We start from the raw sequence: 18,906 nt of genomic DNA on the forward strand, positions 1-18,906 counted from the left end.
CGCACGCTGAGCCTCGGCGTGCCGCGTTACAGGTCCAGCACGAGCGGCGCATCGGCGGCAGTCTCCGTGCGCGCCGGCACCGCACAGCAAATCAGCGCTTTGGTTTCGCCGGCCGGGAAATCGGGCACGCTCGCATAGGCGACCGCGCCCTCGAGAATCGCGGTGCGACACGTTCCGCAGCTACCGCCGCGGCAACTGAATTCCGGCGATAAACCTTGCGCTTCGGCCAATTCCAGCAGCGAACCGCTGGCCGGGTTCCATGTCGCCTGCTTGCCGGACTTCGCAAATACGACGCGCGTCGGTTCGGTCGCCGGCGCATGCGCGGCGACGGGCGGCGTCGTCGCGGCCGCGGCCTTTCCGTCACGCGTGCGCTTGAGCCCCGACGGTCCGAACGCTTCCGCATGAATCCGCTCGTCGGCGATATTGAGCTGGCGCAAGCCGTCGTACAGCGATTGCATGAACCCGGCCGGCCCGCACAGATAGAAATCGTAGTCGTCGAGCGGCAGCGTTGCGCGCAGCAGATCGAGGTCGATGCGCCCTCTGTGATCGAAGTCCTTGCCGCGGCGGCCGTCTTGCGGATCCGACACGGCGCGAACCACCTGCACCGCGCCGCCGGACACGCTCGCGAGATAGTCGATTTCGCCGGTGAACGCGCGCTCGTGCAGTGTGCGCGCGGACTGGAACAGCCACGTGGGCCGCATGCGCCGCATGCGCAGACCTTCGTAGACGATATGGCGCAGCATCGCGACCATCGGTGTGATGCCGACGCCGGCCGCGAGCAGCACGGCAGGGCGCTCTTCATGCGCATCGATCGTGAAGCGGCCCGCGGGCGCGCGCGCTTCGATCACGCTGCCCACGCGCAGCGTGTCGTGCAGGTGGCGCGAGACCACGCCTTCGCGTTTGACGCTGAGCCGATAGCCGCCGTCGGCCGGCCCCGATGAAATCGTGTATGTCCTGCGCACCGTCTTCGCTGCGCCCGCGGCATCTGGCGCATCCGTTTGATCGCGCAGCGCGACGCGAATCGGCAGATACTGCCCGGCCTGATGCGGAATCACGCCGGCGCCGTCGACCGGTTCGAGATGAAACGACCGGATCGTCGTGCTTTCGTCGACGATTTGCGCGACCTTGAACGGCCGCCATGCATCGGCCAGCGCAGCCGCTTGCAGACGGCGTTCGGCTTCGGTCCAATTGCCCGTCATCAGCGAGTTCAGCGACCAGCCGTCTTCGTTGAACGCCCAGCGCAGCGGCAGCGCGCGCGGACGGTAAACCACGCGGCGCGGCTTCACGCGCCACAGCCGTTCGGCGCCCTGAAATGCGGCAATTTCCGGCGAATCGACATCGACCGAGGCGTCGCCCGTGATCTGCAGCAGGTCGCCGGTCGCGAAGTCGACGAACACGAGGCCCGCGCGGCCGTTCGCGAGGATATTGCCGAGCGTCGCGAAAAACAGATTGCCCGCGAAGTCGGGAACGGTCAGCACGCCGTCCGCTCCGATGCGCACGAAGCCCGTGTTGCCGCCGCGATGCGACACGTCGACCTCGCGGCGCAAATCGGCAACGGCGCGCTTGACCTCGCTGTCCGGGTTGCTGTCCCGGTTGCTGCCCGCGATGCCGCGCCCGCTGCCGTCGGCATGGTGGTCCGCAGCGGCGCCGCCGCGGTCCGCATACGATGCAACAAAAAACGTATCGGCAGCCGCAATGATCTCGCGCGCGCGTTCGGTCAGTTCGTTGCCGATGACCGGCTCGGCATCGGACGCCACCGCCGGCTCGCGCGTGAACGCGAAGTTGCGGATCTGGATGTACTGCGGGCAATTGCCGAAACTTTGTCCGACATCGACCGCGAAGCCGGCCGCGCTCGACTCGCGCACGATGCCGTTCATGCGGTTGCGCCGGCGCGTATGCAGTTCGATGCCGAGCAGCGCCACGGCGGCGCCTTCGTGCACGCCGGCGGCGGCCGGGTCGCGCGGCTCCGGCATCGCGTCGACGCGCAGCCGGTGCGAATCGGGCGAATGCGCGAAGCCGGGCTTGCCCGCGACCAACGTTGCCCATACGTCGCCGTCGCGGTCCACGGAGCCGAGCGCGACGAACGGCAATTGAGCGAAAAACGCGCGATGCTGGTCAGGCATATGGTCGCGCACCACGCGCCGTCCGAGGTCCTTCATCCGGTCGGCAACGCCGGCTTGCCGCTGCAGCGCGACTTCGCCTGCATGCCAGGTCGAACCGGGTTCATCGAGCAAAACGGGTGCGGACATGTCCATCATTGCGCTCCTTCGCGGTTGCTTTCTTACTGCGTGGCCCTGAGTCCGGCCGCCGACTCCTTGAACTCGACGAAGCCAGGCAATGCCTGGATGCGCGCGAGCCATGCGAGCACCTGCGGGTAACCGGACAGATCGACGTTGCCTTCGGGCGCGCCGAAGATGTAGCTGTATAGCGCGATGTCGGCGATCGTCGGCGCCTCGCCGGTGATGAATGCGCGACCCGTCAGCGTCTCGTCGATCAGGCCCAGAACGCGGTGTGCGCGCGCAATCACTTCGTCGGCGTTGAAGGCGCGGCCGAACACCGTGATCAGACGCGCGGCGCACGGTCCGTAAGCGATCTCGCCCGCCGCCACCGACAGCCATCGTTGCACCGCGGCTTCTCCGGCCGGCGTCTGCGGCAGCCAGTCGGTCTTGCCGAACTTGCGCACCGCGTAGATGAGAATCGCGTTCGAATCTGCAATCACCGTGTCGCCATCGATCAGCACGGGAATCTGTCCGAACGGGTTCAGCTTCAGAAATGCCGGCGATTTATGTTCGGCTTCCGCCAGATTCACTTCGATCAGGTCGTGCGGAATACCGAGCAGCGACAGACCCAGATGGGCGCGGTGCGAATGTCCGGACAGTGGGTGGTAATACAGTTTCATGGGCGGTCTCGTGTTTGATGGACGGTCCGGACAATCCGGATCGCTCGTAGGCAGTGTAGGAACGGGGCGCGCAATTCTGAATACGCGGCGAGCCCAAAGCATTTTTCTCGTTACGAGAAGAATGCGCGGGAAGCCCGTCGGACGGGCGTGAGCGGCCTGTCGCGCCGGTTGCGGCCTGTTGCGGCTGATGGCGGTCGATCGTGGCAGCCCGCTGCCGCGCGTCTGAGCCGCGCAAGCATATCGATGATCCGTTCGGGCATGCCGCGGCGCGTCGCGCGCGGCTACACTCGAAGCGGGCTTCTTTATTCCTCGACGAGGCGTGGTTACCGATGAATCTCGGATTCGTTTCACTGCCGGCAGGGCCGCTGATCCTGTTTGCGAGCGTGGTCGCTGCACTGGCAGCCGGCCGATTTGCGACCAGACGCAGAACGGGCGGCGACGAGGGCGTCTCGGCCAGGATCGACCAGTCGATCTTCAACACGCTGATTGTCGGGCTCGTCGTGGCGCGGCTCGCGTTCGTCGGACGCTATCTGCCCGGCTATGAAGGCAGCATCGGCAAGATGCTCGATTTCCGCGATCTCGGTTTCGACCTGCTTGCAGGCGCCGCTGCCGGCGTATGCGTGCTCGCGTGGATCATGCTTCGCCGCCGCGCGTTGCGCAGGCCGCTGTTGATTGCGGTGGCGGCCGGTGTCGCGACCTGGAGCGCGGCGAGCGCGTCCGCTCAATTCGCGCAGGCGCCGCAAAGCGTGCCGCAGGTTTCGCTCGTCGACAGCGCCGGCCAGTTGCAGCCGCTCGCGCGCAACGACGGCAAACCGCTCGTCGTCAATCTGTGGGCGACGTGGTGCCCGCCGTGCCGGGCCGAGATGCCGGTGCTTGCGCGGGCACAGGCCGAGCACGCGCGCATCGACGTCGTGTTCGTCAATCAGGGCGAAGCGAAGGCGATGGTCGACGACTATCTCGACTCGCAAGGCATTCGTATTGCGAACTCGATGCTCGATCCGAACCTTGCGGTCGCGCGCGCCGTCGAAGCGGCCGGTTTTCCGACCACGCTGTTCTACGATGCGCGCGGCCGGCTGCTTGCGCGGCATCTCGGGCCGTTTTCGCGTGCGACGTTCGAAGCCGCGCTCGAACAGTTTTATCCGCCCGAGCCGGCCCAAAAGCAGGAGGCCGCGCGATGAACGGCTGCGCTGCGCACGCGGGGAATGCACGGCGGCACAGTGCAAGCCAGAAAGCGCGGCGGGTTGCGCTTGCCGCATCGGTCATGTTTTTCATTTACTCGTTGGAGCCTGTCATGACTGCCCGAGCCGACACACCCGATGCGAGTCCCGCATCGCTCGTCACGCTGCAAAGTCGATACGATTTCGCGACTACGGTCGCGCGCCTGCGCGACACGCTTGCGGCGCGCGGACTCACGCTGTTCGCCGATATCGACCAGAGCGAAGCGGCTGCCGGCGTCGGCATGCCGTTGCGTCCCACGCGGCTCCTGCTGTTCGGCAATCCGAAGGCCGGCACGCCGGTGATGGCCGCGCGCCCGCATGCGGCGCTCGAGTTGCCGCTCAGGGCCGTGGTGTGGGAGGACGCCGATCGGCATGTCCATATCGACTATCAGGATGTGACGAAGACGCTCGTCGCGTACGGCGTCGACGCAGCGCTGCTTGCGCCGCTGCAGCCGGTGCCGGCGTTGCTGCGCGCGGTGGCGGGGCAGTAGCGCATCGCGTGTGGCCCCGAACCGTCTGGCGGCGCGGGCGCCTGTGGCCTGTTGCGCGATCCGGGTTCCTGCGAACGCCGGGCGGCCACTGATACGCCAGTGGCCCGGTGATCGATTCGCTGCGGCTGCTCTTCGCGCCCGTATCGCTATTCGAAGTCGCCCAATTGCGACGTGAGTTCGTTGATGCGCCGATCGGCCCGCGCGATCGACTCGCGGATGTGATCGAGCTGCGCACTCGTCCCCGCGATACGCGAGCGCAAGGTGCCGATGTGCGTGTCGGCGTCGTCGATCAATCGCTGCAGCGATCGCATCGATGCGCGTCTTCGGTCGATCTGAAGCCTTGCCTGGTCCAATGCGGTCTGATACGAGGGATCCGCATCGCCACGCCCGATCTGTCGTGCGAAAAACTCGCACATGCCCTGCTGCAAGTCGATATCGTCGCGTAGCGATTGCTGATCGGCGCGCATCTGCTGCCGAAACGTTTCGTATCTGCCGGTCAGGTCGTACGTATCGCGAATGTTCTGCCGTGCGTCGAGGCGCCGGACTAGCAGATCGTCCAGTGTCGCTCGCGTCTCACGTAGATCGTTGTCTATCTGCGCGCGCGTGAGCAGCGGGCGTCCGGCCGGCAGGCCGACGTCGTGATGGATTCGCCATTCGCCCGCGCGGTCAAGCCGGATCGGGATGCCGGGTTTGGTCGGGTCCTGTGGCTGAACCACGCGCCACGTTCCGTTTGCCGGGTCGTTGCGGATCGCGTAGTAGTGTTTTCCGACCGCCGCATACTGTTGCTTCGACTCGTCCATCAGCACGTGGGCGTTCCGTGGATCGAATGTCAGGTCGCCGTGCGGCGCGCCGATGTATGCATCGGGCAGCATGCCGCTGCTCGTGCGGGCGGCAGCCATCGGTGCAGCGGTCTGCCGTCCGGCGCCACGAAAGCCCGCCGCACCGCGCGGCCCGCTCGCGGCGGTCCCGGCATCGCGCGGCCCATGTTCGGCTTGTGCCTCGTGGACACGCTCGACGCTTTGCGTGTCGATTCGACGCAGCGGCGCGGGGATTTCCGCCGAACCTGTCCTGCCTGGCTCGACATGCATCTGACCATGCAACGGGGGAAGGACGATCATCGCGAACGCTCCTGGAAAAGGCGCGCAAGCCCGTCGCGCGCCGTCGCAGGGCCGCGGCCGGCGCGATCGGTCGATCGCCGCGCGTTAGCGTGATTTATTCAGAGATTGGCGCGGCGATGTGGTGCTATGAGCAAGCGGGCGCACGATGCACATGGCGCAACCGGGCGCGCCTGCGTATGCAACGCATTCAGAACTTCTCCGGTTCCTTCTCCCACGCGAGCTCGATCGCATGCAGCGCGCCGAGCACGATCGAGCGGTTGAGCGCCGCCGCGAGCGTGCCGTCGCGTTCCTCATACGCTTCGCACAGCCGCTGATGATCGGCGCACGAGCGCTGCAATCGGCCCGGCAACGACGTGCTCAGATGGCGCAGCCGGTTCGTGCGCATCTTCAGCGTGTCGAGCACTTCCTTGAAGATGTTGTTGCGGCAGACGCGCAGTTCTTCGTCGCGAAATGCGACATTCGCCCAGAAATAGCCATCCACGTCGTCGCGCGCCGCAACGTCGGCGAGACGCTTGTGGGCGCGCCACAGTGCGGCGATGTCGTCGTCGGTGGCCTGCGCGACGATTGCGTAGGATACCTGTTCATACAGCACCGCGCGCAGCTGATAGATCTCGCGTACATCCTTGATATCGAGTGTCGACACACGCGGCCGGCGCCGCGGCGACCAGTCGACGAGCCCTTCGCGGCTCAGCACGAAAAGCGCCTCGCGCACCGGCGTGCGGCTCACGCTGAAGCGCCTCGCGAGGTCCACCGAATTGAGGTCGTCGCCGGGCCTCAGGCGTCCTTCGATAATGCCGCGCGCGACCCATTCGACGATTTCGGCCACGCGTGGCGAATCGGCTTCCTCAAGCGGCGTCGTACCCGTAGCGAGGCCCGCCGCCACGTTTTTGTCCCCATCCCTGACCATTGTCTGTTTCCTCGCTCGACTGGCGCCGATGCATTGCACGGGGCCAGATTCTAACAAACCGGCAACGGCCCGAGACACGCGGCCCCGAGCGCTTGTCTCGACCGTTACGCACGTAAAGTGTGGACACTTAGTCAATGTGTCGCTTGAGTTTACTAGAAATTCGCCGCATACTCCGTTCAAGTGTCGACACTAAGGTTTCTAAAAACACACACTTTCCATTGGAAGACAGGAGACGTCGATGTATATGGATAAGGAGCTTGCAACCGCCGGGTACGGTCATGCGAGCGTTTCGGCGCGCCTCGACCGGCTGCCGCCCACGCGCTATTTCAGAGGGCTCGTGGCGCGCATCGCGGTCGGCGGCTGGTTCGAGTTCTACGAACTCTTCATGGCGGCGTATGTGTCGCTCGGCCTGATTCACAGCGGCCTGTACCGGGCGACGACGGCCAGTCTGTTCGACGTCAACGGCTTTGCGAGTTTTCTCGGTTCGTTCTTTGCCGGCATGTTTCTCGGCACCGTCGCGCTTGGCGGGATCACGGACCGCTACGGACGGCGCGCCGTATTTACGGCGGCGATGGTCATCTATTCGATCGCGACTTTCATTGCGGCTTTCCAGACTTCGCCGGAACTGCTCGACGTATGGCGTTTCGTCGCGGGCGCGGGCATCGGCGTGCAACTGCTGACGGTCGACACCTACATCTCGGAGCTCACGCCGTACAAGACGCGCGGCCGCTACATGGCGTTCAGCATTCTCGTGATCCTCACGTCCGTGCCGGTCGTCGCGGTGCTCGCGTATGCGCTCGTGCCGCGTACCGTGCTCGGCCTCGAGGGCTGGCGCTGGGTCATGATCATCGGTTCGGCCGGCGCGATCGCGATCTGGTTCGTGCGGCGCGGCCTGCCGGAGTCGCCGCGCTGGCTCGAAAGCAAGGGCCGCACTCAGGAAGCAGGTGCGATCGTCGATGCGATCGAAGCACGCGTGGTCGCCGAAACGGGCCGGCCGCTCGCCGCGCCTAAGGCCGATGCCGCAAGGGCGCCCGCGCGCGCCCCCGCATCGGACACGGACAAGGGGGCGTGGGCCGAGATGTGGAAGGGCCGCTATCTGCCGCGCACGATCATGCTGTCGCTGTTCAACTTCTGCCAGACCTTCGGCGTGTACGGCTTCGGCTCGTGGGTGCCGGTGCTGCTGTTTTCGAAGGGCATCACGATCACGCACTCGCTGCTCTACACGATGGTGATCGCGTTTGCGACGCCGCTCGGTGCGATCGGCGCAATGATTTTTGCGGAACGGCTCGAGCGCAAATGGCAGCTGGTGGGCTGCGCGCTCGTCGTGGCGGTGGCCGGCGTGCTGTTCGGCCAGGCGCGCGAGCCCGCGCTGATCCTGATCTGCGGCAGCGCGGTGACGGTCGCGAACAACTGGCTGATCGGCATTTTCCATACGTACCAGGCCGAGCTGTATCCGACCCGCATCCGCGCCCGCGCAGTCGGCTTCGTGTTCAGCTGGAGCCGGGTCAGTTCGATTTTCGTGGGGTTCTGGGTGGCGGCCTTGCTCAAGCAGTCGGGCGTGACCGCCGTGTTCGTGCTGATTTCGTCAGCCATGTTAGTGATCGTCGTGATGGTCGGCGTGCTCGGCCCGAAGACCAACGGCGTTCGTCTCGAGGAGTTGTCTCAATGAGTTTTGCCGCCGCCGCATTCGCGCAGGGCCTTTACGCGCTCGCGCAGCGTCCGCTGCCCGCCGACGTCCAACGGGAGGCCCGGCGTTCGTTCATCAATGTGGTCGGAACGTCGATCGGCGCGTCGCGTCATCCGGGCGTCGACGCGATTCTCGGGGCCGCGCGCGACTTGCGCGTGGCCGCGCTCGCGCCGGTGCCGGGCCGCACCGAACGCGTCGATGTGCATTTCTCGGCGCTGGCGACCGGCTTTGCCGGCCATCTCGACGATTTCGACGACACCCATCTTGCGACCGTGATTCACCCGGCCGCGTCGGTGCTCGCGGTGCTGACCGCGCTCGCGCCCGAAACGAAGCCGACCGGCGCCGCGGCGCTGAGTGCATTCGCGCTCGGCTGCGAGGCGCAACTGCGCGTCGGCGTATCGATCTCGCCCGAGCATTACGACCGCGGCTGGCACATCACGGGTACCTGCGGCGTGATCGGTTGCGCGTTCACGGCGGGCCTGCTGCTCGGTCTTGACGAAGCGCAACTCGCGGACGCGGTCGGCATCGCGGCCTCGATGTTCGTCGGCCATCGCGAGGCGTTCGGCACGATGACGAAGCCCTATCACCCGGGCAAGGCTGCGTCGAATGGCATCGCGGCTGCGCGTCTCGCGAAGGCGGGACAACGCTCGCAGGCCGATATCTTCGAAGCGCAAGGCGGCTATTCGCATTCGATGTCGACCAAAGTCGATTTCGATCTGATGATCGGTGCATTCGGCGAGCGCTGGGAACTGCTCTTCAATACATACAAGCCGTATCCGTGCGGCATCGTCGCGCATCCGGCGATCGACGGCGGTCTCGCGCTGTCGGAAAAGATTTCGAACCCGGCCGACATCGAGACGATCGCGCTGCGTTGCCATCCGCTCGTGCCCGAGCTGATGGGCAACCCGCAGCCGAAGGACGGCTTGCAGGCGCGCTTCAGTGCCATTCACGGCGTGGCAGCCGCGTTGTGCGACAAGGTGGTCGGCATCGCGCAGTACGAAGATGCGCGCGTCGTGCAGGACGACGTCAAGGCCGTGCGTGCGAAAACGACGCTAGCGCCCGATACGTCCGTGAACCGCGACGAAGTGTTCATCGAAGCGCGCCTGAAGAATGGCATGAGCGTCAAACATCACGTCGAGCATGCGCGCGGCAGTATCGCGCGCCCGCTCACCGACGACGAACTGCTGAACAAGGTTCGCCTGCTTGTCGATCCGCTGCTTGGCAACGGCACTGCGCAGAAGCTCGCGGCGCTTGTCGATGGTCTTGCCGACGCGGCGAATCTCGACGGACTTTTCGCGCTTTGCACCACGACGAAGGAATCGAATCATGCATAACCCTGCTGCTCACTCCGCCGTATCCGACGCGCTGGTCCGGTTCGCGTCGGGCCCGCTCACTGAACGAGGCGCGCGGGCCGTCGCTGCCGCGGCGCGTGCCGTCGGGCATGCGCGTTCGAAGGTCGCGTCGCTGAATCAGGCGGGCCGGCAGACCGCCGCGCTGCTGCAATCGCAGGGCAGCGGACCGAACGACACGCGCGTGCAATCGTGGGCGCTCGGCGCGACGCTCGCGAACGAGGCGTCCGCGACCGAGGCGACGCCGGTGCTGGCCGCCGTCGTCGCGATCGGCGAACTGGTGTCGGCCGATGCCGACGATCTCGCGGCCGCCGCCGCGGTCGGCATCGAAGCCGCGCTGCGCATTCGCAATGCGGTGGACAGCGACGAGTTTCGCGCGCGCTGGAACGTTGCATCGGCTGTCGGCGTGCTCGGCGCCGTGCTCGCGGTCGCGCGCATCCTGAAGCTCGACGAAACGCGCACGCGCAACGCGCTCGGCATCGCGGCGACGCAATCGGCGGGACTTGCCCATAACGCGGGGCTGCCGCTCGCGGGGCTCGAGGTCGGCAAGGCGGCCGCCGATGCGATCGAGGCCGCGCTGATGGCGAAGCATGGCTTCACGAGTGCGCCCGCTTCGATCGACGGCCGGCGCGGTTTCGCTGCGCTGATGGCGTACCGGTTCGATGCGGCGGCGATCACCGAGGGTCTCGGCGACGAGTGGCTGTCGGCTCAGTGAGTCGTGCATGAGCCCATGCATGAGTCGTGCATGAGCCGCGCATGAGCCTTTCTCGCTGCGCGATCAGCGCGGTGAGAACGGCTCCAGCGTGACGGACACGACATGCGAATGCCAGAAACCGCACCTGGCGATCGCCGGCACCCACGCGTTGCGCTTGCGGGTTCTCGCCGAGCCGTGAATCGTCACCGTCGAATCGACTTGCGATGTGCGCGGCTCGGCGGCACCGGGCTGCGAAGCGCTTTGTGACACGCTCTGTGGGACGCTCTGCGCGAGGTTTTGTGCGGTGCTTTGCGTCGGGCGTTGTGCAGTGCTCTGCGTGGCGGAAGCCTGCGCGCTAGCGTCGACGTCGCGAATCTTCGCCTTCAGCAGGCGCACGTCGGGTGCGAGAAACGTGTCGTAGCGTGTTGCAGTGCGGATCCAGCGGTCTATTTCCGCAATGCAATTGATGACCGCGGGGCGGACGTTGATGTGGGTGAGATAGGCGTAGTCCTCGGGAATCGCATCCTGGGCATGCGATGACGCGGCTTGGAGAATCAGCAGAGCGCCGGTAAGGGCGATGGGAACGACAAATCCTTTCATGACGGGTAAGAGAGGCGAGTGAGGCTGTTGAATCCATGAACACCGCGCAGCCACGACGACTGGACGGTGTCGCGCTGTGCGTAGCGGTTGTGTGTCGATCTGTGTGGCGGTTCGTCTCGCGCGTTGGACAATGTGGCCATCTAGTATGGCGAAAGTTCCGCTGCTGCCGCGCATTATGCAATGAGAAGCCGCCTCCCATTTTTCAATCTGCTCGCGGCACTGGGCCTCGTCGTGTTGCTTGCGACGGCCTGTTCGAACAAGGACAGCGTGTTTGCGAGGCCGCCTGCGTGGACCGTGCGTTCGCACGCGACGGTCGCGGCGGTCGCCGACTGTATCGCGGCGAAGTGGCAAGCCAGCGCGCGCCATCTGCATCGTGCGCGCCGCGACAAGATAAGCCTCGTTTAAGTTTCACTTAAGATTCGCACCTTACGGTTTGGCTTCCCCGACCTCATGGCCAAGCCAGCCTCCCCATGCCGTCGAAACCATTCAGTCGATTCGCCGCGCACGTTATTCACGCGTGCGTACAGCGCGAATAGGGCAGTGCGATCACCGCTACACGCCGATACGTACCTGCCGCAAGCAGGCTCGTCAATCCCGCTTCCTGTTTTTCCGCCTTCTTTTCCATGCCTTTTCCCGTAGTGGCAGCGCTTTCGACGCGCGCCGGCAAGGTTTTATTTCTTTGTGCGATCAGTTCGGCCTGTGCAGCGTGGCTGATGACCGAACCGTTTTCCGTGTCTCATACGCGGCCGCTCGCCGGGAGCGACGATGCGGACGCGTTGCCGGCTCAGCCGATGAGCCGCGACGCCGATGCATCGCGCGCGGCGCCGGCCGGGAACAGTGCAAATGGCGCAAGTGCCGCAAGCGCGGCAACAGGCGCCACCGCCGCGCCGCCGCCGATGACCGTTCGCACGGTGCCCTTGCAAACGAGCTTCGACGACGCGATGCAACTGCTCGGCGTCGACGCGCGCACGGCATCGCTGCTCGAGCGTTCGTATTCTGGCGTGATCGATTTTCGCCGCGATCTGCGGCACGGCGATACGGTTAGCGTGGTGCTTGCGCCGTCTGCGGCGGGCGGGTCCAAAGAAGCAGCGAAGGGCGAGCCGCTCGCGGTGCGTGTGCAGCGCGGCAATGCGTCGCACGATCTGTTCCTGCACCGCAATCTGCAGGGCAAACCGTTTTACTACACGAAAAGCGGCACGAGCACGACGCCGTCGTTTGCGCGCTTTCCGGTGGCGTACACGCGCGTGTCGTCGGGCTTCGCGCTGCGGCGCCTCGACCCGGTGACGCACCGCTGGCAGAGCCACGACGGCGTCGATCTCGCGGCCCCGACGGGTACGCCCGTGCACGCGACGGCGCGCGGCACCGTCTCGTTTATCGGCCATGAGCGCGGCTACGGCCGCATCGTCGTGCTCGATAACGTGCCGCCGTATCAAACCGCGTTTGCGCACCTGTCGCGTTTCGCGAAGGGCTTGCATCGCGGCAGCCGCGTGCATCGCGGACAGGTGATCGGCTATGTCGGCTCGAGCGGATGGGCCACGGGGCCGCATCTGCATTTCGAGGTGCGGGTCGACGACGTGCCGCGCGACCCGCTCACGGTCGCCTTGCCCGGCCACGGCTCGGGGCTGCATGGCGACGAGCGCAAGCGTTTCGCCGCGCAGGCGCAGCGCCTGTCCGCGCTGCTATGAGGGGCGGCGCGCTACGTTCTGTTCCGACTGTCCCGCCGTGGCTACCTGTGCTGCGCGCGACGCACATGCGGCAGCTTCTCACGGCCGTCGTGATCCTCGCGTGCCTTGTTCCCGCGCTCGCACTCGCGAAGCGCGTGGCGCCGCGGCCGGCCGTGCTGGCCCGCGCGGCGATGGTCGTCGATCTCGCGAGCGGCGGGACGCTCTACGCGAAACATGCCGACGAACGGTTGCCGATCGCGTCGCTGACCAAGCTGCTGACCGCGATGGTCGTGCTCGATTCGAAGCGCTCGCTGCTGCGTCCGGCGCGCATCACGCACGACGATGTCGACCGTCTGAAATGGTCGCGCTCGCGTCTGCCCGTGGGTTCGCTGCTGTTGCGCAAGACCATGCTGCATATCGCGCTGATGTCGTCGGAGAACCGTGCGGCGTTTGCGTTGAGCCGCGACTATGCGGGCGGGCGCGGCGGCTTCGTGCGGGCGATGAACCGTACGGCGCGGCGGCTGCATATGTCGCGCAGCCATTTCGTGGACCCGGCCGGGCTCTCGCCGCGCAATGTCTCGACGGCGCGCGATCTCACGCGGCTTGCGCGCGCCGCGTATCGCTACGCGAAGATCCGGAAGTACTCGACGTCGAAGGGGCAACTGGTGCTCGGCGGCGCAGGCCCGCTCATGTATCACAACACCGACCCGCTCGTGCGCCGCGCATCGTGGCATGTCGGCCTGCAGAAGACCGGCTTCACGAACGAAGCGGGCCATTGCCTCGTTATCGTCACGCAGGTGCGCGGACGTGCGGCGCTGATCGTGCTGCTCGGCGACCCGACACCGACCGCGCACTTCCAGGATGCAATCGATCTGCGGCGCTGGCTGATCGACGGACCGCGCACGCACGCAACGCACAGAATGACGCGCAAACGCCGCTAGGCCGTGGCGGCAACATAGCAACACCTCGTTCCCGTTTCTCCCCAACGGGCGGCTCCCATGAAGGGAATGAACGATCCGTGCCACGCGTTCTATTGATTGCGCGGTTTCGGTAACATCGGTTCGCTCGAACTCGTCCGGAGCCGATGCCGATGTCATGTCGATGCTGACTGGACCGCCTTATCAGCCTTCGAGGAGCAAACGAGATCATGCAAGCCTGTACCGCGGCCCGTGCCCGCCTGTCTTCCGATTTAAACCGTTTCGACAATTTCGATATCGATCATCCACCGGCGCGCCATCCGGCGCGGCGTCGCCGCGTGTTCGCGCGCGGCACGCTCGCCGCGCTTGGCATCGGCATCGGCATCGCATTCGCGGGCACGGCTTTCGCACAACAGCCTGCATCGGGCATCAAGGTCGAAACCCTGCTCAAGACCGAAAAGTCGTGGGACGGCACGCGCTACAAGGCATATCCGTCCGGGCAGCCGCAACTGTCGGTGCTGAAGATCGAGATTCCCGCGCATTCGGTGCTGCCGTGGCACACGCATCCGATGCCGAACGCGGGCTATGTGGTGTCCGGCGAGATCACCGTTGAAAAAGAGGACGGCGAGAAACAGACGGTCAAAGCCGGGCAGGTCTTGCCCGAAACGGTGGGCAGCGTCCATCGCGGTGTAACCGGTGATAGCCCCGTTACGCTGATCGTGTTTTATGCGGGCACCGGCGGGATGCCGCTTTCCCAGCATCCGTGAAGCGGTTTCGCGAATAATAGCGGGCGACGGCTCCGTATCGATTGCACATCGATCGCAGATCGGCGGCCAATGTGCGGCCCGTCGGCGAGACTTTGTCTGTTACTCGTCTATAAACGACCCTCACCGGAGAAGAAATGACTGGCAAGACGGCTCAAGCACGACCGCTCGCCGCTGCGCGCCTCGCGCTCGCGGCGGCTGCGGCACTGGCGCTGTGGCAAGCGGCACCGCGCGCGGCGCATGCGGATACGACACTGCTCAATGTGTCGTACGACGTGGCGCGCGAACTGTATAAGGACATCGACCCGGCCTTCACCGCCGAATACAAACAGAAGACGGGCGAGACCGTCGACGTGCGCCAGTCGCACGGTGCCTCGAGCGCGCAGGCGCTGTCGGTGCTGCAGGGCCTGCCGGCCGACGTCGTGACGATGAACCAGCAGAACGATATCGATCTGCTCGCGCAGCAGGGGCATTTGCTGCCCGAGAACTGGCGTACGCGCCTGCCGCACGACAGCGCACCGTATACGACGACGATGGTGTTCCTCGTGCGCAAGGGCAATCCGAAGCACATCGAGGATTGGGACGATCTTGCAAAGCCGGGCATGCAGGTTGTGATTCCGAATCCGAAGACGGCCGGCAATGGACGCTACACGTACCTGGCCGCGTGGGGATACAGGAAGCTGCACGGCGCAACCGATGCGCAGGCGCTCGACTTCGAGAAAGCGATCTTCCGCAATGTGCCCGTGCTCGATACCGGCGGACGCGGCGCGACGACAACCTTCACGCAGCGCGGCATCGGCGATGTGCTCGTGACCTTCGAAAACGAGGTGGCGCTGATCGATAGCGGCGTGGGCGGCGGCGGTTTCGATGTCGTGTATCCGTCGATGAGCATTCTTGCGGCGCCGCCCGTCGCCGTGGTCGACAAGGTGGTCGACAAGCGCGGCACGCGCAAGGAAGCGCAGGCGTTCGTCGACTTCCTGTATTCGCCCGCCGCGCAGGAAATCATGGCGAAGCATCACTTGCGGCCGACCGACGCGTCGGTGCTCGCGAAGCATGCAAACGAGTTCAAGCCGATCAAAACTTTCACGGTCGAGCAGGTATTCGGCAACTGGCAGAACGCACAGAAGGTGCATTTTGCCGATGGCGGCACGTTCGATCGGATCATCGTCGACCGGAAGTAGCTCGCTTCCGTCTTCTTCCGTCCCCTTCCGTCCCTTCGCTGCGCGGGCCCGCGGCTTGCGCAGCGACTGCACATCGATTTCGCGTCGACCTGACGCGAGCGCGGAACTAATCCGGCGCGCGATCGATCACGTACTACTTTCAGACCTCGAACGGCTGACGCCTTTGCGGACATAAGCGATTCACGGGGCATGACTTTCGTCCGCCCCGCCGGACCCTCGCGTCGAATTGTTCGACAGTGAAGTGTCGGGCACGAGTGCGTTCCATCACGAGAGTCACTTCGTCATGACAACGGAAACCAAAGTTTCGATCTGTCTGCCGACGTATCAGCGTCCCGATCTGATCGTCCAGTGTCTCGATTCGTGTCTTGCGCAGACGTACCCGAATATCGAAGTACTGATCGGCGACGATTCGAAAGACGACCGCACGAGGCAGCTGATCGAAACGCGCTACGCAGGCGAACCGCGCATCCGTTACTGGAAACACGAGCCGTCGCTGAAACAGCCGCGCAATATCGCAAGCCTGTTCGCACGCGCAACCGGCGACAAGATCGTGCTGATTCACGACGACGACTATCTCGCACACGATTGCGTCGACCGGCTGCTGCGCGCATGGGCGCTGAGCCCCGCGATCGAAGTCGCGTTCGGCGATCAGTACGAGGTGGACGAGGCCGGCAAGATCGACATCGAAGGCAGCGCACGGCTCAATGTCGCGTATTTCCGCACGGCCGGCGCGCAAGGCTTGCAGCCGCTGCCGGGGCGCACCGGCGTGATCCAGATGCTGCCGAACAACGGCTGGATGGCGAATGCCGATCTGGTCAAGCGCATCAGCTACAAGGAGCGCTACGGTCTGGGCTGCGAATATGTGTTCGGCACGCAGCTATGCCTCGCGGCGCGCGGCGTGTACTACCTGAAGGAGTATGTGTCGTACTACCGGAAGACGGGTGTGTCTATCACGACCGCGACGCGTGCTTCGATGGGCGCGGCGACCATGCATGCGTACGATTTCCTCGTGCATCTGGCGTTGCCGCCGCCGCTCGAGCCCGCGCGCCGTGTCGCGTTGCGGCGCATGGTGCCGATCGTCGTGTCGATCTACGCGAAGAACGGCGCGCCCATGCGCGCGTTGCGCGTCGCGCTCACGCATCTGTATGCCTACCGCTACGGCTTCGACCGGCGACTGTATTTTCACCTCGCGAGGATTGCCGTTGCGTCGCTGAAGCCGGGCCACGGCGTGCCGCAGCGCGCCGATTGAAGTCAGCCCTTGTTGAAGCGCGCAAGGAACTGCTGCGCGCGCGGCGACCTGGGCGCGCCGAAAAACGCCTCGGGCGGCGCGCTCTCGACAACCTGGCCGCCGTCCATAAACACGACGCGTGTCGCGACCTGGCGCGCGAATTCCATCTCGTGCGTGACGATGATCATCGTCGCGCCTTCGGCGGCAAGCGATTTCATGACCGCGAGTACCTCGCCGACGAGCTCCGGGTCGAGCGCGCTAGTCGGCTCGTCGAACAGCAGCACGTCGGGTTTCATCGCCAGCGCGCGTGCGATGCCGACGCGCTGCTTCTGGCCGCCCGACAGCCGTGACGGAAACTGATCGCGCTTGTCGGCGAGGCCCACGCGCGCGAGCAGCGCTTCGGCCTCGGCGCGCACGCTTGCCCGGTCGCGCTGCAACACGTGCAGCGGCGCTTCCATCACGTTTTCGAGCACGGTCAGATGCGGCCATAGCGCAAAGTGCTGAAATACCATGCCGATTTTCGCGCGCATCTGGGCGAGATCCGCATCGCTCATCTTGATGCGCGTGTTGTCGCGCACGCCCATGCGCTTGCCGGAAATATGCACGCTGCCCGCATCGGGCGTCTCGAGCCAGTTGATGCAGCGAAGCAGCGTGGATTTGCCGCAGCCGGACGGCCCGAGCAGGCAGATCGTTTCGCCTTGCGCGACGTGCAGCGACACGTCGCGCAAGACCTGATTGCTGCCGAACGACTTCGAGATGCCGCTTAGCATCACGACCGGGCGTGCGCCGTCTTGCGCGGCGAGCGTGGCGTCGTGCAGGGGTTGGGTTGCGGGTTGCGTGGGCGGGGCGGCAGCCCACGAAGCGGTAGGGGAATTCACGCGCGGCGTTCCTCGGCAAGTTTGTTCAAGGCACCGGTGCCGGCCTCGATCGCGAGGCAGACGCACCAGTAAAGCAGCACGGCCGTGACGAAGGCCGCGAACGGAATGAAATAGGTCGACTGGATGCCGGTCATTTCATGCGTGAGCTCGTTGACGGCGATCACAGTCAGAAATGCGCTGTCTTTCACGATCTGGATGATCTGATTGCCGATCATCGGCATCGCGCGCAGGAAGATCGGCGGCAGGATGATCCGGCGCAGCAGCGTGAAACCGGAAAAGCCGTATGCCTTGCCCGATTCGATCAGCGTAACGGGCAACTCACGCCACGCGCCGCGCAACAGTTCGGCCATATACGCGGTGTTGTAGAGAATCAGCGCGATCGCGCCGGCCCACCAGTTCGACAGACTGATGCCGAGCGTCGGCAGCCCGAAATAAATCAGATATACGAACAGCAGGAACGGCGCGCAGCGCATCGCATCGACGTAGGCCGTTGCCGCGCGCGCAATCGCCTTGCGCTTCGACATCAGCAGCGGTGTGAGCAGCGCGCCGAGCACGAGCGACGCAAACGCCGACGAAACGAGCAGAATCACGGTATTGAGGAGGCCGGACAGCACGTCGGCGCGCTGCGCCCAGATCGTCGCGAAGTCGTGGATCATGCGGCCTCTCCTTGCCGCACGCGCGACTCGATGGTCCGCTGCACGCGCAGCAGCGCGTAGACGATCACGCTGTACAGCACGAGCGCGAACACGAACGGCGGCAGCGGCTCGTACGTATTCGAGCCGACGCGCAGCGCCGCGCGCGTGATTTCGACGATGCCGATTACGGCGACGGCCGGCGTCGATTTGATCTGCAGCGTCATTTCGTTGACGAGGCCCGGCAGGCTCGCGCGCCAGACCTGGGGGAGCACGATGCGACGCATGCGGGTGAGCCGCGGCATCGCGAACGACAGTGCCGCGTCGTACTGATCGCGCGGAAACTCGATCAGCGCGCTGCGCCACACTTCGCAATTGAACGCGGACGTGCTGATGGTCAGCGCGACGATGGCCGCGGGCACCGGATCGAGCGACAACCCGAACTGCGGCAGCGCGAAGAAAATCAGCAGCGTCAGCGTGACGGTCGGGCACGAGCGGACGATACTCACGTACGAATACACCGCGCGGTCGAGCACCGGCACGCGTGCCCAGCGGATCAACGCGAGCGCGAGGCCGAGCGGCACGCCGAGCACGATGCTCGCGAGCGACAGCGAGATCGTCGAGAGCGCGCCGCGCGTGATGCTCCAATAGTCGAATGCGGTCATCAGGCGGGCTCGTCT

General features: G+C 65.4%; 19 protein-coding genes. 11 read left to right on the forward strand and 8 right to left on the reverse strand.

Annotated features, from left to right (window positions below):
• Positions 1-26: 26 nt before the first annotated feature.
• Both QYH69_RS06655 and QYH69_RS06660 read right to left on the reverse strand, forming a co-directional pair.
• Complete coding sequence (locus tag QYH69_RS06655; RefSeq protein WP_308831106.1) at positions 27-2,258, reverse strand: pyridoxamine 5'-phosphate oxidase family protein; 2,232 nt, start codon at positions 2,256-2,258, stop codon at positions 27-29.
• Positions 2,259-2,281: 23 nt separating this feature from the next.
• Positions 2,282-2,899 carry a glutathione S-transferase gene (locus QYH69_RS06660; RefSeq protein ID WP_308831107.1) on the reverse strand — a complete coding sequence of 206 codons (618 nt, stop codon included), beginning with the start codon at positions 2,897-2,899 and terminating at the stop codon, positions 2,282-2,284.
• 329 nt (positions 2,900-3,228) lie between these two features.
• On the opposite strand from QYH69_RS06660, the gene QYH69_RS06665 reads away from it, so the two are divergent.
• Positions 3,229-4,077: a TlpA disulfide reductase family protein gene (locus QYH69_RS06665; protein ID WP_308831108.1), complete on the forward strand. Its 849-nt coding sequence runs from the start codon at positions 3,229-3,231 to the stop codon at positions 4,075-4,077.
• Positions 4,078-4,190: 113 nt separating this feature from the next.
• On the forward strand, positions 4,191-4,607 hold the full coding sequence (locus QYH69_RS06670; RefSeq protein WP_308831109.1) for a DUF302 domain-containing protein: 417 nt from the start codon (positions 4,191-4,193) through the stop codon (positions 4,605-4,607).
• A gap of 146 nt (positions 4,608-4,753) precedes the next feature.
• On the opposite strand, the gene QYH69_RS06675 is transcribed toward QYH69_RS06670, so the two are convergent.
• Entirely contained in the window at positions 4,754-5,725 is a 972-nt protein-coding gene (locus tag QYH69_RS06675; RefSeq protein ID WP_308831110.1) for a hypothetical protein, read from the reverse strand.
• A gap of 187 nt (positions 5,726-5,912) precedes the next feature.
• On the reverse strand, positions 5,913-6,632 hold the full coding sequence (locus QYH69_RS06680) for a GntR family transcriptional regulator (protein WP_308831111.1): 720 nt from the start codon (positions 6,630-6,632) through the stop codon (positions 5,913-5,915).
• Between the two features lie 238 nt (positions 6,633-6,870).
• Between QYH69_RS06680 and QYH69_RS06685 the strand changes: the two genes are divergently transcribed.
• Genes QYH69_RS06685 through QYH69_RS06695 form a run of 3 tightly spaced genes read left to right on the forward strand, consistent with a single transcriptional unit; the run spans position 6,871 to position 10,383 of the window.
• Positions 6,871-8,301 carry an MFS transporter gene (locus QYH69_RS06685; protein ID WP_308831112.1) on the forward strand — a complete coding sequence of 477 codons (1,431 nt, stop codon included), beginning with the start codon at positions 6,871-6,873 and terminating at the stop codon, positions 8,299-8,301.
• Positions 8,298-9,653, forward strand: a complete 1,356-nt coding sequence (locus tag QYH69_RS06690; protein ID WP_308831113.1) for an MmgE/PrpD family protein — start codon at positions 8,298-8,300, stop codon at positions 9,651-9,653. The genes QYH69_RS06685 and QYH69_RS06690 overlap by 4 nt, the downstream gene beginning before the upstream one ends.
• Complete coding sequence (locus QYH69_RS06695; RefSeq protein WP_308831114.1) at positions 9,646-10,383, forward strand: MmgE/PrpD family protein; 738 nt, start codon at positions 9,646-9,648, stop codon at positions 10,381-10,383. The genes QYH69_RS06690 and QYH69_RS06695 overlap by 8 nt, the downstream gene beginning before the upstream one ends.
• A 63-nt stretch (positions 10,384-10,446) precedes the next feature.
• On the opposite strand, the gene QYH69_RS06700 is transcribed toward QYH69_RS06695, so the two are convergent.
• On the reverse strand, positions 10,447-10,962 hold the full coding sequence (locus QYH69_RS06700) for a BspC domain-containing protein (RefSeq protein ID WP_308831115.1): 516 nt from the start codon (positions 10,960-10,962) through the stop codon (positions 10,447-10,449).
• A gap of 180 nt (positions 10,963-11,142) precedes the next feature.
• Between QYH69_RS06700 and QYH69_RS06705 the strand changes: the two genes are divergently transcribed.
• From QYH69_RS06705 to QYH69_RS06730, 6 genes are all read left to right on the forward strand, one after another.
• On the forward strand, positions 11,143-11,367 hold the full coding sequence (locus QYH69_RS06705; RefSeq protein ID WP_308831116.1) for a hypothetical protein: 225 nt from the start codon (positions 11,143-11,145) through the stop codon (positions 11,365-11,367).
• 308 nt (positions 11,368-11,675) lie between these two features.
• Positions 11,676-12,647, forward strand: a complete 972-nt coding sequence (locus tag QYH69_RS06710) for a peptidoglycan DD-metalloendopeptidase family protein (RefSeq protein WP_308831117.1) — start codon at positions 11,676-11,678, stop codon at positions 12,645-12,647.
• 65 nt (positions 12,648-12,712) lie between these two features.
• Entirely contained in the window at positions 12,713-13,567 is an 855-nt protein-coding gene (locus QYH69_RS06715; RefSeq protein WP_308831118.1) for a peptidase S11, read from the forward strand.
• Positions 13,568-13,773: 206 nt separating this feature from the next.
• On the forward strand, positions 13,774-14,310 hold the full coding sequence (locus QYH69_RS06720; protein ID WP_308831119.1) for a cupin domain-containing protein: 537 nt from the start codon (positions 13,774-13,776) through the stop codon (positions 14,308-14,310).
• Positions 14,311-14,444: 134 nt separating this feature from the next.
• On the forward strand, positions 14,445-15,488 hold the full coding sequence (locus tag QYH69_RS06725; RefSeq protein WP_308831120.1) for a sulfate ABC transporter substrate-binding protein: 1,044 nt from the start codon (positions 14,445-14,447) through the stop codon (positions 15,486-15,488).
• Positions 15,489-15,771: 283 nt separating this feature from the next.
• The gene (locus QYH69_RS06730; RefSeq protein WP_308831121.1) at positions 15,772-16,737 is read left to right on the forward strand and encodes a glycosyltransferase family A protein; all 966 of its coding nucleotides are present in this window, start codon (positions 15,772-15,774) and stop codon (positions 16,735-16,737) included.
• A gap of 2 nt (positions 16,738-16,739) precedes the next feature.
• On the opposite strand, the gene QYH69_RS06735 is transcribed toward QYH69_RS06730, so the two are convergent.
• The 3 genes from QYH69_RS06735 to QYH69_RS06745 all read right to left on the reverse strand — a co-directional run bounded on the left by QYH69_RS06735 (position 16,740) and on the right by QYH69_RS06745 (position 18,891).
• Positions 16,740-17,486, reverse strand: coding sequence for an amino acid ABC transporter ATP-binding protein (locus tag QYH69_RS06735; RefSeq protein WP_308831296.1), 747 nt, complete (start codon positions 17,484-17,486; stop codon positions 16,740-16,742).
• Between the two features lie 104 nt (positions 17,487-17,590).
• Positions 17,591-18,250, reverse strand: coding sequence for an amino acid ABC transporter permease (locus tag QYH69_RS06740; RefSeq protein ID WP_308831122.1), 660 nt, complete (start codon positions 18,248-18,250; stop codon positions 17,591-17,593).
• The gene (locus tag QYH69_RS06745; RefSeq protein ID WP_075160140.1) at positions 18,247-18,891 is read right to left on the reverse strand and encodes an amino acid ABC transporter permease; all 645 of its coding nucleotides are present in this window, start codon (positions 18,889-18,891) and stop codon (positions 18,247-18,249) included. Before QYH69_RS06745 ends, QYH69_RS06740 begins: the two co-directional genes overlap by 4 nt.
• Between the last annotated feature and the right edge of the window lie 15 nt (positions 18,892-18,906).

It is taken from the genome of Paraburkholderia sp. SARCC-3016 (genome assembly GCF_031119615.1).
Lineage (GTDB): Bacteria > Pseudomonadota > Gammaproteobacteria > Burkholderiales > Burkholderiaceae > Paraburkholderia.

Coding starts and splice junctions, on each gene's coding strand:
- QYH69_RS06660 (WP_308831107.1), bottom strand. CDS start 2,899: ATGAAACTGTATTACCACCCACTGTCCGGACATTCGCACCGCGCCCAT.
- QYH69_RS06715 (WP_308831118.1), top strand. CDS start 12,713: ATGCGGCAGCTTCTCACGGCCGTCGTGATCCTCGCGTGCCTTGTTCCC.
- QYH69_RS06725 (WP_308831120.1), top strand. CDS start 14,445: ATGACTGGCAAGACGGCTCAAGCACGACCGCTCGCCGCTGCGCGCCTC.
- QYH69_RS06675 (WP_308831110.1), bottom strand. CDS start 5,725: ATGATCGTCCTTCCCCCGTTGCATGGTCAGATGCATGTCGAGCCAGGC.
- QYH69_RS06720 (WP_308831119.1), top strand. CDS start 13,774: ATGCAAGCCTGTACCGCGGCCCGTGCCCGCCTGTCTTCCGATTTAAAC.
- QYH69_RS06665 (WP_308831108.1), top strand. CDS start 3,229: ATGAATCTCGGATTCGTTTCACTGCCGGCAGGGCCGCTGATCCTGTTT.
- QYH69_RS06730 (WP_308831121.1), top strand. CDS start 15,772: ATGACAACGGAAACCAAAGTTTCGATCTGTCTGCCGACGTATCAGCGT.
- QYH69_RS06685 (WP_308831112.1), top strand. CDS start 6,871: ATGTATATGGATAAGGAGCTTGCAACCGCCGGGTACGGTCATGCGAGC.
- QYH69_RS06735 (WP_308831296.1), bottom strand. CDS start 17,486: ATGCTAAGCGGCATCTCGAAGTCGTTCGGCAGCAATCAGGTCTTGCGC.
- QYH69_RS06670 (WP_308831109.1), top strand. CDS start 4,191: ATGACTGCCCGAGCCGACACACCCGATGCGAGTCCCGCATCGCTCGTC.
- QYH69_RS06655 (WP_308831106.1), bottom strand. CDS start 2,258: ATGATGGACATGTCCGCACCCGTTTTGCTCGATGAACCCGGTTCGACC.
- QYH69_RS06740 (WP_308831122.1), bottom strand. CDS start 18,250: ATGATCCACGACTTCGCGACGATCTGGGCGCAGCGCGCCGACGTGCTG.
- QYH69_RS06745 (WP_075160140.1), bottom strand. CDS start 18,891: ATGACCGCATTCGACTATTGGAGCATCACGCGCGGCGCGCTCTCGACG.
- QYH69_RS06700 (WP_308831115.1), bottom strand. CDS start 10,962: ATGAAAGGATTTGTCGTTCCCATCGCCCTTACCGGCGCTCTGCTGATT.
- QYH69_RS06680 (WP_308831111.1), bottom strand. CDS start 6,632: ATGGTCAGGGATGGGGACAAAAACGTGGCGGCGGGCCTCGCTACGGGT.
- QYH69_RS06695 (WP_308831114.1), top strand. CDS start 9,646: ATGCATAACCCTGCTGCTCACTCCGCCGTATCCGACGCGCTGGTCCGG.
- QYH69_RS06710 (WP_308831117.1), top strand. CDS start 11,676: ATGACCGAACCGTTTTCCGTGTCTCATACGCGGCCGCTCGCCGGGAGC.
- QYH69_RS06690 (WP_308831113.1), top strand. CDS start 8,298: ATGAGTTTTGCCGCCGCCGCATTCGCGCAGGGCCTTTACGCGCTCGCG.
- QYH69_RS06705 (WP_308831116.1), top strand. CDS start 11,143: ATGAGAAGCCGCCTCCCATTTTTCAATCTGCTCGCGGCACTGGGCCTC.